General features: G+C 29.8%; 8 protein-coding genes. All 8 read left to right on the forward strand.

Annotated elements, in window-relative coordinates; translation table 11 throughout:
* Positions 1–113: 113 nt before the first annotated feature.
* The 8 genes from A6E03_RS05525 (at position 114) to A6E03_RS05560 (ending at position 13,213) form a co-directional block, all read left to right on the forward strand.
* Positions 114–1,277 carry an extracellular solute-binding protein gene (locus A6E03_RS05525; protein WP_065600345.1) on the forward strand — a complete coding sequence of 388 codons (1,164 nt, stop codon included), beginning with the start codon at positions 114–116 and terminating at the stop codon, positions 1,275–1,277.
* Positions 1,274–3,238 (forward strand): GGDEF domain-containing protein, encoded by a 1,965-nt coding sequence (locus A6E03_RS05530; RefSeq protein WP_065600346.1) that lies wholly within the window; start codon positions 1,274–1,276, stop codon positions 3,236–3,238. Before A6E03_RS05525 ends, A6E03_RS05530 begins: the two co-directional genes overlap by 4 nt.
* 86 nt (positions 3,239–3,324) lie before the next feature.
* Positions 3,325–4,206 (forward strand): LysR family transcriptional regulator, encoded by an 882-nt coding sequence (locus A6E03_RS05535; RefSeq protein ID WP_065591864.1) that lies wholly within the window; start codon positions 3,325–3,327, stop codon positions 4,204–4,206.
* A gap of 181 nt (positions 4,207–4,387) precedes the next feature.
* Positions 4,388–8,032 carry a transporter substrate-binding domain-containing protein gene (locus A6E03_RS05540; RefSeq protein WP_065600347.1) on the forward strand — a complete coding sequence of 1,215 codons (3,645 nt, stop codon included), beginning with the start codon at positions 4,388–4,390 and terminating at the stop codon, positions 8,030–8,032.
* Complete coding sequence (locus A6E03_RS05545) at positions 8,025–9,185, forward strand: EAL domain-containing protein (protein WP_065600348.1); 1,161 nt, start codon at positions 8,025–8,027, stop codon at positions 9,183–9,185. Before A6E03_RS05540 ends, A6E03_RS05545 begins: the two co-directional genes overlap by 8 nt.
* A 14-nt stretch (positions 9,186–9,199) precedes the next feature.
* Complete coding sequence (locus tag A6E03_RS05550; protein ID WP_065600349.1) at positions 9,200–9,799, forward strand: response regulator transcription factor; 600 nt, start codon at positions 9,200–9,202, stop codon at positions 9,797–9,799.
* Between the two features lie 15 nt (positions 9,800–9,814).
* Entirely contained in the window at positions 9,815–11,194 is a 1,380-nt protein-coding gene (locus A6E03_RS05555) for a GGDEF domain-containing protein (RefSeq protein WP_065600350.1), read from the forward strand.
* Positions 11,195–11,320: 126 nt separating this feature from the next.
* Positions 11,321–13,213, forward strand: coding sequence for a methyl-accepting chemotaxis protein (locus tag A6E03_RS05560; RefSeq protein ID WP_065600351.1), 1,893 nt, complete (start codon positions 11,321–11,323; stop codon positions 13,211–13,213).
* The last annotated feature ends 12 nt before the right edge of the window (positions 13,214–13,225 follow it).

Raw genomic sequence — 13,225 nt, forward strand, 5'->3', positions numbered from 1 at the left:
TTTATGGGTAGCCAACGTTTATTGCTTTTTTTTCTGATATAATTATCAGTTCGTGACATAAATAGGAAGCTTGTGTCTCTCTTTTCATTTCAAATAGATATTATTTAACTGTCATGCGTAAATTCCTCGTATTAATTACTTTTCTTGTTTCGTTCTCATCTGAAGCCAAAATGCTTGAATTTTGGAGTGCCTTTGGGGACAACGTGGATAAAAGATTGGCTGAAGAGTTTGAAGCCAGAACGGGTAATCAACTGATGATCCGTAAGTTCTCTATCGATGAAATGAAAGCCGAATTACTATTAGCCTCTCGTTCAAAAAACTACATGCCAGATGTGGCATGGGTGCCTTCTGATTTTTTAGGCTTACATAAATTTATCGGTTTGAAAGCGATTCCTAAAGAGTGGATCAAAGAAGATCAATTAGAGGAAGCGGCCAAGCAAAGTGCTATGGTGAATAATGAATACATGGGTTTACCCCTATTTCTTGGTAATCACCTCATGCTGTTTTATGATAAAAGTAAAACTTCAGAGCCAGTAACTCGTTGGGAACAACTGCAAGTGCTGTCAAAACAAGATCCAGATAAAACACACATTGTGTTTAGTGTGAAAGACATGTATTTATTCTCTGCGTTTTTTAGCTTATTCCATCCAGATATACCGCTTGATAAGATTATCTTTAATGATGAAAAAAGCATGGAAACATTGCAGTTTTACCATGATGTCGCTACGACTAATCATATTCATCCTGAGTGCAGTAATGTGTGTGGGCGTCAGCAATTTATCGATGGTAAAGCGTCTTATCTAATCGATGGTGATTGGGCTGTTAGTGATCTGTCTGACGCTTTTGGTGACAACCTTGGTATTGCGTCACTGCCGAGTTATCAAGGCGTCCCGATGAAATCATTGTCTGCAGGTAAAGTACTAATTATTACCAGAGGGGGGTATCAAAATCGAGAGAAACGCGAAATGATTAGGCAGTTAATGCTGCTATCTCAAGATGACGCGTTTTTAACTCAATTGATCAATAAACATCAGTACATCTCTGCATCAGAAGAGGTGAATCGTGTCTCAATGTCATCCAATAAAACCGTGATGTATTCGGTATATCAACAATATCTACGTTCTCAATCGATGCCAACAAGTTTGCGTGTTTCTTTTGTTTGGGAAGCCTTAGCAAGAGGGGCATCTCGACATTCTGATGGTATGCCAAAAAAGGAAACCATGGAATATATCGAAAATCTAATAGACAGATATTCTAAAAAGGTGGAGGAACAGTGATCCGTCGTCCATTTTTAAGTTTACGTAAAGTATTCACCTACGTTCTGTTGATTACGACGTTAGTCCCATTGCTGTTTATTAGTCATTTTTTGACGAACAGTATTGGCGAAAAACTGTTAAATCAAAAAGAACAACAAATACAAAATGTAGTATCCACTATTGCTCAAGAGATCGTGATTGAGTTTGATCGTATTCAACAAAGTTTAAATTGGCTATCCCGTGATCGATTTAACATTCAAGCGCTTGATAATATTCTCTATTCTAGCGTAGTAATGCATAATTTGACGCGTTTTAGTGAGTTATCAAGTTTAATTAACAGTGTCTATATATTAAATGATGATTGGGAACCTTTGTATGATTTGAATGGGCGTTCATATCATTTTGAAAACAGTCAATTATTAAAAGAAATCAGTCAAGATAAGTCTATCTATGAGCAAGGGTTAACTGCGGTTCGATTTTATACTGAACCCAACCTTATTAAAGGGATACCAGCATCAGACGGTGTTGCTTTAGTGACTCCAATGCTGCCGTATAATTTAGAAGGTTCTGGCCGTTATCGTGCATCTGGCTATGTCGTGGTATTGATTTCATTTGATACGATTGAAAAACACTTTCAACATTTTCTACTCAAAGATGAAGGTTTTAATGTTAAGCAACATATTGTCGAAAGTATTAAAGTAAGATCTGAAGTAAATGTCAGTGATCGTATAGAACGCTTGTTTGTGTTAAATAATACGTTTTTTTCATCGCCATTAAAGCTGGATATTTCGTATCAATTTTCTGATTTTTCTCGTTTAAAAGAGATGAAATCGACTCTAGTTGCGTTATTTACTGTTATTGGCTGGACATTTGTAACTGTTCTTTTCATCGCAATGGGGATCACTCGATGGATATCAAAAGCATTCCTTGAGATAGAAGAAACCATTGTTAGTTATGCATCAAATCAAGAGCCTAAAGAAAAGCAGTTCCAATTTACTGAGTTTAATCGAATGGCGATAGTGCTTAGTAAAATGAGAGTTACGATTCAAAATCAACTGCTAGAATTAAAAAACAGCAATAATGCACTTAATAAATCTCAAGAGTTAATAGAGCTGAATAATAAAAAACTGTCTAGTTTTAACCAAGAGTTAGAAGTTCAGGTTACTAAACAGACTGCTCAAATTAGTGATGCTTTGCATAGAGAAGAGTTAAATAAAAATAACTTAGCAGCAGTGATTGAGTTTGGCTCAATATATAAAACACTGGGCTACCGTAATTTACCAGAGAAAGTAGAGCAACAACTACAACAGCTTTTTCCTGATATTCAATGGCAATTGCGATTTAGATCGTTAGGAGAACACTCCGGAATACAAATATTGTCGAGTAAAGATAAATTGCTCGGAAGCTTACGCTTTATATCTACTCCTCAATTAGAAGAGCACCAGTTAGTGTTTAAGCTTTTTATTAAACAGCTCTCTTCTTGGTTAGAGTTAGTCGATGTAACAAGAAGTGATGCATTATTAAAGTGTGGTAATAGAAAAGCCTTTGATGAAGATTTAGCGTATTATCAGAAGCGTTATAGGGACACCGATGCAGAATGGAACTTTGGGTTGTTCATCTTAGATGTGAATGGATTAAAAGCAATCAATGACCAATATGGACATGATTTAGGTGATGAATTAATACGTACATGTAGTCGACATATTTCAGAACAATTAACACAGAACGAGGCCTTTTACCGCATAGGTGGAGATGAGTTTGCTCTGTTAACTAAAGGTATGACGTGGAAAGAATGTACGTCATTAGCTGAGAAATTGCAGCTACATCAAAAGAGCTTAACATTCTTTGATAAAGAGGGCACAAGCTATGAAGCACATTACTCCATAGGTTGGTCATGTTCTGATAATACTGACTTGTTTAAAATGTTTACGGTTGCAGATGAGCATATGTATCGAGAGAAGAAGGCTTATTATAAAAGGTAATCTCTAAGGTATAGCGAGGTTTTAATCAAATATAGGAATTATTAGTATTTAGTCATTATGCTTAATTGAGTTAATAGGAGGATCTAATGAGTAATGAGCTTAATTATAATTTATTAAAAGTATTAATCTTACTTAATGAACAGCGGAATCTTAAGAAAGTAGCAAATATTCTTGGGAATACTGAAAGTGCCATCAGTAAACATTTATCAAAGTTAAGAGAGCAAATTGGTGACCCTTTATTTATTCGAGGTAACGTAGGATTAGAACCGACACTTGTACTTCAAGAAATGCTTCCTCAAATTGAAAATGCGCTACAACAAATAGATAATGCAATTTTTCCTGAATCTAAATTTATAGCCTCTGAATATAAAAATACAATTCATATTGCTATGCATTCAGTGACTATTAAATATTATGCTTCAAAAATCTATTCAATATTACGCAAGAGATTTCCCCATTCGGTGATTGTTATTGAAACATGGACAGAGGTGACAGAACAAGAAATATTAGATGGCAAGATTCAAATAGGCGTGAATTTTTTAAATGCAGATAGAACGAAACAGATTTATCAAAAGAAGCTCTTAGAAACGGTTCAGGTTATAGCCGTGTCTCATTCACATGGAGCAAATACTTGGGAAGAAGTTATACAGGCTCCTTTTGCACAGATCCGAGTATCTGGCTGGAATGATAAGAAACAACATTTTGTCGACGTATGCCGTAAAAATGGAATAAGACTCAACTATCAACTAAGAACGGATGATCTAATGGCGCTACAACGTTTTGTTCTTGATGATAATATGGCAATGGTAGGGATCCGAGCAATGATGGATGAAAAGGAATTTAAGTTTATAGAAATACCAGAAAAGCTGCGTATAAATTTATCGTTTGCTGCATGTATAAAATTAACAAATAGAAGTAGTCCTTTGCATATAGAATTAGAAAAAATAATACAAAAGATTATCGTATGACAATAAAGAATATAACAACAACAAATCTGTAAGAAAAATCCTATATTGATGTAGTCTATAGTGAAGTTTTTTATAAAACCAATTAATAATCAATGGCTTATTAATTGGTGGTATTTTTTTTAATTTGACATATTTTCTATGATAATTATTCTGTAAGTTGACTCTATAACTTGTAGCTATGATGTATACATATTTAATATTAATTTCTTTGTGCTTTTTTCCTTTTATTACTAATGCATCTGAAGTATTAACCGACAATGAACAAAAATATATAGATGAAAATCCAACACTATCTGTCGCTATGTTATCAGAACCTTGGTTTCCTTATGCAGAAATATCTATGTCAGGTGATTATAAAGGAATTTATGTTGATTATATTAAGTATATATTTTCGAAAAAAGGCGTAGACATTAAATTTAACCGATATGATACGGTTAAAGAAATATTAGAAAGTGTAAAAGAAGGCTCTTCAAATATTGCTTTAGGTTATTCACCATCAAAAAAAAGAGAGTCAACATTTTTATTTTCAAAGCCTCTATTTGAATCGAGTATATCCGTTTATTATAAAGATAATAATATATCGTCCTTGCCTATAAATAAAATATCGTGGACTTGTGTTTTAGGTACTGTCTATTGTGATAAGTTAGAAGAAATAGGTGCGGTAAATATACATGAGGTTGAGTCATTTGATAAATCCATCGAACTTGTAAATAGTGGTATTGTAGATGCAATTATATCAAGCTATGTTACTATATCAGAATATATAAGTGTAAATAAAATATCTAAAGGTATTGTTAAAATACCAGATTGGTTAGAACTTGAAAAAATTAGCATAATAACCTCTAATGAAAATGAGGTATTAATATCAATTATTAATAAGTTAATGAATTCAAAAGAATTTAACCGAAATGAAATAGCAGATATTTATCTTAACAATGACTGGGCAAATATAGCGTTTAGACAACTTAAAAAAGGACAAAAAATAATAAAATATAGTTTTAACGAAAATAGAGAACCTCTATTTTATCGTAATGAAGATGGACAACTTACGGGTTATTTATATGATTTCATAAACCTTATTGAAAGAAGAACAGGTTTGATGTTTGAATATGTACCAAAGAATAAAGAAGATGTATGGGATATGTTTTACTCAGGTAGAATAAATTTAATACCACTGGTCTATTCAGACTCACATAATAAAGAAGGCCTTTTATTTAGTAACCCCTATATGTCTATGGTTTATGTATCTATTGAAAATAAAATAAGAACGGATAGAGAGAAAGAAAATATAGGTGTATTAGTCTCTGAAAATAATGAAAGTTTAAATTTGATTAGAAAGGATATAACAAAAGATTCTTTTGTTTATACAAACATTAAAAAATTAATTAATGATCTATCTAATGAAAAAATTGATGTGGCTTATATATCAAAAGATTTACTTCAAGGTGTTATTGTAAATGATGTTGATAATAAGTTTATTATAGGGGCAAGAGAAGACCGTATTTTTAAAGTATCTTTTTCTTTGTCAAATGAAAATGAAGAATTAATGAAAGTAATTAATTCAGCGTTGAAAATTATTGATAAGGAAGAGTTTAGAAAAATAAAACGTAGTTACAGAAAGTTTAATGTTATTTATGGTTATGAAAAAAATACAGTACTAAAAATAGTGTTTGTAGTAACAATATTTATTTTATTAATAAGTTTAGTCGTTTATTTCTGGCTTAATAATTTAAAATTACAAGTAAAGGTTAAAGATAAAGATAAAGTAAACTTAGAGAAAGATAAAACGTGGTTACAAGGAATAATATCTGAATTACCTACGAGAATATTTATTCATAACAAAGATAAGGATGTAGTGCTAAGTAACTGCTATTTTTATAATAAAGAACATTGTGGGAATTGTATTTTTTCCTATGAATTAAATAGTGAAATAACCGATAATATTTTCCTTAATGATTTAGTAATTACAAATGAAATATCAATTACGAACTGTAAATTTGATTACAAATTTGTAAATAAAGTTAGAAAAAGAATTTATGAAGAAAGAAGTGGCGAATATTATTTACTTACCGTTATTAGCGATATTAGTCAGCAAAAAAATCAAGAATCTGCATTAATAGAAGCAAATGAAAAGACTAAAAAAGCACTTGTTTATCGGGAGCAGTTTCTTGCAAATATGAGTCATGAGTTAAGAACACCAATTGCAGGAATAACAGGTCTTTTGGAGTTACTTTCAAAAAGAATTAAAGGAGTAGAAAAGCAATCCTTGGTAGATAATATCTCTGGTTCTATGAACCATCTTCATATGTTGGTTAATGATATTTTAGATTATTCTAAATTAGAAGCAGAGCAGTTAAGTTTAGATAAAAGAGATTGTCATTATCTGAATGTATTAAACGAGCTTTTTCGTTTGCACAATGCATCAGCAAATGAAAAAGGCCTTAATCTATACATCACAATTGAGCCAACTTTAAGTGAAGTTATTAGTATTGATTCATTAAGATTGAGTCAAATAATTAACAATCTTATATCTAATGCAATAAAATTTACAAATAAGGGATATGTAGAGGTAACTGTTTCTATTTTAGATAATAATTTGAATTTTGATATAAGTGATACTGGTATTGGGATCAGTAAAGAAAATTTAGATAGAGTATTCAAACCATTTACGCAAGCAGATAATAGTATTGTTCGTGAATATGGAGGTACAGGCCTTGGTCTTAATATTGTCAATGAGTTGATAAAGTTAATGGGTGGAAGCTTAAGCATTAAGAGTATTGAAAAAATAGGGACATCAATTAATTTTTCAATTCCAATTAATGTCGTTTCTGAATTCAAATATCCAGTGAGACAGTTGTCTATCACATGTGAAGTTAATGATGAAAACTTACGTCAATGGTTATCGATATTTTCTGATAATAGTTTCGGTGCCAAGTGTAATGTACTCATCACAAATAAAAGTGAAGTTGATAATGAGTATAATGAAACTATATATTTAAATAGTATTAATGATGATGATAAAAGTAGAATAAGTAATCACCATTACATAAATTCTTCACCTATATTTTTAGATCAACTATTAAATACATTAGTGTATATTCAAAATGGTAAGAAAGAAAATGAAGACGAATCCTTAACACGCCTTAAAGGTACTGTATTAATATCTGAAGATAATCGAATAAACCAAGAGTTATTAGTAAACCAACTTGAGGAAATTGGATTAAATTCAATTGTTACAAGTAATGGTAAAGAGGCATGGGAGGTCATTAAAAAAGATTATAATAAATTTGATCTCTTAATTACCGATTGCCATATGCCTATTATGGATGGTTTTGAACTATCAAAAAAAATAAGAAATGAACTTCCCATATTTAATGAAAAAGCAATTATTGGGTGTACAGCAGAAGACTCAAGGAGCATAAGAGTCAATAGTGATATTTGTGGTTTTGATGACGTATTATTTAAACCATATGGATTAAAACAACTGCATAAAACATTAAGTAAACATTTAAATAATAATAATATAAGAGCCTGCTTTTTTGACATTAATAAAAAAAACTTAATGCCAATTTTCATTGAAAGTATAACGGATGATTACAATACATTAGTTTCTTGTATGGATCAAGAATCTATGAATTCAATATTACATAAGATGAAAGGCGGATTTAATAGTGTAAATATGCTAAGGTTTGTTCCAATGATAAATACTTTATCAAAATGTGAATATGGAGAAGAATCATATAATGAAAAAAAGGAAATACTTATTTCAGAAGTAAAAACCATACTTCTAAATGCATCAGAGTGGTATGAGTTGAATAATGAATGAATTAAAAATATTAATTATTGATGATGATAAGTTACAAGCTAATATGCTAAAAAGTTTAATTGTTGAACAGTGTGGATCTGATGTTGAATGTGTTTATTCAGGAAGTGAGGCTATTGAACTTATTAATAAAAATGTATTTGATTTGATTTTTTGTGATATAAGAATGCCTAATATGGATGGTGTTGAACTACTTATTCGGATTAATAATACTGATTTTAATGGTGGTATAGTTATTGTTAGTGCATTAGATGCATCTTTGATTTCTATCGTGAGTGATTTATGTCACTCTTTACAATTTTTATTAATCGACGCATTAGAGAAACCGATAAAAAATGAGAAAATAAAAGAAATAATACAAACTGTGAATGAAATAAATTTAGAAAAACATGATATAAATAAAGCTAAAGATATTAAATTTTCAATTGAAGATATAATTGAAGCGATAGATAATGGGGAGATGATTAATTATTATCAACCTCAAGTTGATTTTAAAACTGAAAAAATAATCTCGGTTGAAACGTTGGTTAGATGGCAACATCCTACATATGGTTTATTGACACCATATTATTTTTTAGATACGTGTAAAAAACAAGGGGTCTTGGATAAATTATTTAATATTGTTTTTGATAATGTAATTTCTGATTATTTATCAGGAGAGTTAAAATATAAAGTATCTATAAATATCACATATGATTCGCTTTGTAAAAAAGGTTTTTCTGATGAATTTATTAATAAGTGTAAAGAAAATAATTTAGATACAAGTTTATTTATGCTGGAGTTAACGGAAGGTGACGCTTATAACTCATCGATTAATTTTCTTGAAAATATATCTAGACTAAGAATACATAAGGTAGGTGTATCAATTGATGATTTTGGTACTGGGCATTCATCATTGGACAAATTATCTCGTTTGCCTTTTACAGAAATGAAATTAGATCGTTCATTTATCACAAATTGCTTAAGGGATAGGTTTAAACAAATAATTATTGAGTTTTCTGTTGAATTAGCTAAAGAACTGAATATTTCAATTGTTGCTGAAGGTGTTGAAAATAAAGAAACATGGGAGTACTTGAAGAGTATGGATTTTGATATTTGTCAGGGATTTTATTCAGGAAGACCTATTTCTATAGATATGTTAACTGATTATAATTAAAAAATGTAATTAATATGAATAATATAAATATTTTAATATTGGACGATCATCCACTAGTTTGTGCAGCAATTAAAAATCTAGTTGAATCTGTATCTTATGTTTCGGAGGTTTTGACCGTAAACGACACAAAGGAGGCATTATCACTATTAAGGCTAAAATCATTTGGCCTTATTATTATTGATATAAATCTTGGTGATAGTGATGGGTTTGATTTTTTTCGAAGAATAAAATCTCATGCCTATGTAGGAAAAGTACTATTTATATCCTCAAGTAATGAAGATATATACTCTAATACAGCTTTAAGTTTAGGTGCTGATGGTTATGTTTCTAAATCTGAAGATCTTAATTTAATAAAAGATGCTTTATTTAGTGTTATAAAAGGATATAAGTTTTTTAAATCAAATAGTTGCTATATTAATGTTGAAAATGAAGTAAAACTCTCAAATAGAGAGATTATGGTATTTAATTATTTATTAGAAGGAAGAAGTAACATTGAAATTTCAGAAATTTTATCATTGAGCTCGAAAACGATAAGTACCTATAAAAGGCGTATTTTAAATAAATATCACGTTAATAGCTTAGTTGAATTAATTAATATTAGGAAGTTTAAATAAATGGATCTTATATAAATGGCTTTATCAATGGACGTTTTAATTAAAATCTTAACAAGATCGTTATTGTCTTCTGCTATTATATTTTCGATATTGATAGCCTTAATTGGAGAGCAAATTGTTAAAGATAAACATCGACAGTTTTATTTATTGATGTCAAAAATTGAAGAATATAAGCAAAATATAATGTTGATAGGTTTAATTACCGAAAAAAATATCGAATATAACTTTTTGATTAATAAAGATGGAAAAATAGAGAAAAAAGATACTGAATACAAATATGGCACTTATTCATTAGATAATGATCATCTGACACAGGATGAAATTGTTGTTTTAAATATGGCAATAAGAACATTTAGTTTTCTCCCTTCTTTCTTAAACCAGGATAGGCTCCTATTATATTATCGTTCTTATACAGGAAAGAAATATATAACATCAAAGATTGTTGATGATTTTACTATTAGTGAGGGTATGTTTAATCATGAACGTTGCGATATTATCCTAACATGTACTATTTTAATGACTAAATTTTCATTGGAAGATAGAATATTGGTTTCTCCTATTTATAAAGATATAATTACAAATGAAAATATAATCACATTATCAAGTCCTGTTTTTAAAAACAAAGAGATAATAGGTGATTTTAATATCGATATGCACTTGGGTGAATATGAAATCATCAAAAACAAAACAATAAGTATAGAAAAAAATGGAATATATAAAAATATTGTAATAGAAGATGATCAGTACCCATTTAATGGGCTTTCATTTATTAGGGAGTACCATGCTGATAATACAACTATCATTAAATATAAAATACCGGTACTTAAAATTTTAATAGATAAATATTGGTTATTTTTACTTCTATTTTTAATTTCAACTATTATTACATGGAAATTAATGTTGCTTTCAGATAAGAAAATAAAACTATTAAATGCTGAATTACTAATAAATAAAGATGAAATGACAGGACTTTATAATAGGTCAATTTTTAAGGAAGAAAGATTCTTAAGAATAAAAGAAAAATCAAATATAACAATTATTGCAATTGATGGTAATAAATTAAAATTTATCAATGATAATTACGGGCATCATGTCGGGGATGAGGCTATCAAGCAAATAGCATATGGAATGAAAATAACATTTAGAGAAAATGATTATTTGATTCGACATGGTGGTGATGAATTCTTAGCACTACTTCCAAATTGTAACTTAGAAGTAGCAGAAGATTTATCGATTGAATTGAAAAAAAATATTAGTAAGTCGAGGTTTAGCAAGCATTCAATTAATGTTGAGGTAAGCATTGGTATCGCCGTATCTTTAATTGGTGAAGATTTAAATTATGCGATTAATAAGGCTGATTCAATGCTGTATTTAGAGAAAGAAAAGTTATGTTAAAATATTAAATAAATATATTTATTTTCCAAGTGTCAGTTTTTTCTGAATATTAAAGTTATACAATTATAAATGGAATATTTACTGTAGACTATCTATTTTATTAATAACTAAGAAATGAAAATTAAAATGAAAACATTGAAAAGTAAATTATTATTTATATTTTTAAGTATGATCATGATTATTAGTTTTGTGATATCAGGATTTGGATATTATAATTTTAAGAACGAAAGTATAAAGTCAAATTACCTCTCAATGAGAGAAAAGTCTGATCTAATATCCACAAATTTGACATATAAGATAGAATCCTATTTTAATGTCCTTAATTCGATTGATATTGGTGTTAATGATAAAAATGGAACTGTTGAACCAATAAAAACACAAGAAAAACTTATAAAAATTAATAAGAAATTTAATATGTTTACAAGTGTTTTTTATTCGGATCTTTCTGGTAATATAACCTCTTCTACTGATTCAATCGAAGGGGGTAAAAATAAAATTAATGCTAAAATAAGAGAATGGTACCAAAGAGCAATTAAGGGAGAAGAGAATATAATAACAAGAGCTTATGTCGATACTAATGGGAATGATGTATTTTCTTTTGCAATACCTGTAAAGTTTGAAAATAATGTTGTCGGCGTACTTGGTGTTTCGGTACCTGTATCTATGTTTTCCAATTTCATAGGAACTCTTACTTTAGATAATCGAGTGTATATCTATAGAAAAGATGGCTACATTGTTTCAGCAAAAAAAGCTGAAGAGATAGGTGGGTATATTAATGATGTTAGGCCTGAGTTCGCTGAGTTATCCGAAAAAAATAGCACAATCACCTATAACTCAAAGAGTAGAGATGATCAAGTTAGCGTCGTATCAACGAAAGAGGCAACCCAGAACTGGACGGTTGCTCTTTTTGATTACAACAGCGTTATTTTAAAATCGACTAATGATACGTTATTTTACTCTATAGTAATGGCTGCAATAGCTATTATATTATTCTCTTTTATTATTTATAGAGTTTTAATTGTTTTAATTTATAGACCTATTGGGGGGGAACCTGAGGAGATTGAATCTTTAATTAAGCAAATATCTCAAGGTAATCTAACAATGGAATTGCATTCATCAGATAATGATACTGGTATATATGCAAGTGCTGTCGCTATGAGACGAGAGTTAAAAAAAGTGATTTCGGGTAATCATTCCATTTCGGAGAGTGTGTCTGCAGCTTCAACTGAGTTAAGTGCTGTTATGGGAGATTCGGCTATAAATTCTCAAAAAGAAATAGCTCAAATTGAACAAATTGCTACGGCTGTGAATGAATTATCGAATACGGCATTAGAAGTTAGTGCAAATGCAACAATAGCACAAAGTTTTGGGGTAAAAGCACAAAATAGTATTAAATTAGGTAATGAAACGTTAATGAACTCAGTTGTAATATCTAAAAAAATTGGAGAGTCTGTAAAAAACACAACAACTATCGTTGAAGATTTAAAAGAATATTCAATAGAGATTGGCAGTGTTATTGATGTAATTAATACTATTTCTGAGCAAACTAATTTATTGGCATTAAATGCAGCAATTGAAGCGGCGCGAGCTGGAGAGCAAGGTAGAGCCTTTGCAGTTGTTGCTGATGAAGTTCGTTCATTAGCTGAGAAAACTAAATTATCAACAATTAATATTCAATCTATTATTGAAAAATTACAGGCGCAGTCTGATAAAGCGGATAGCCACATGAGATTTAATTCTCAATTAATTGAAAATTCTTACGATTCTGTACAAAAAGTTGAAGAAGCCTTTACAAATATTGAAAGGTTTATAAATGAAATGTCTGATATGAACGCTTTAGCTGCTGCTGCATCAGAAGAACAATCAAGCGTGACTAATGACATAGCTAAAAATATTAATATAGCATCTGAGTTAGTAAATCAGAATGTGAGTGGTATTTACCAAAGCACCAAAGCAAGTGAAGAATTATCACAATTAGCGATTAAACAGAAAGAGATCCTTTACTTTTTTAAATTATAAGAGCTAATGATA

Origin of the sequence: Aliivibrio sp. 1S128, from assembly GCF_001691065.1 — a bacterium.
GTDB lineage: Bacteria > Pseudomonadota > Gammaproteobacteria > Enterobacterales > Vibrionaceae > Aliivibrio.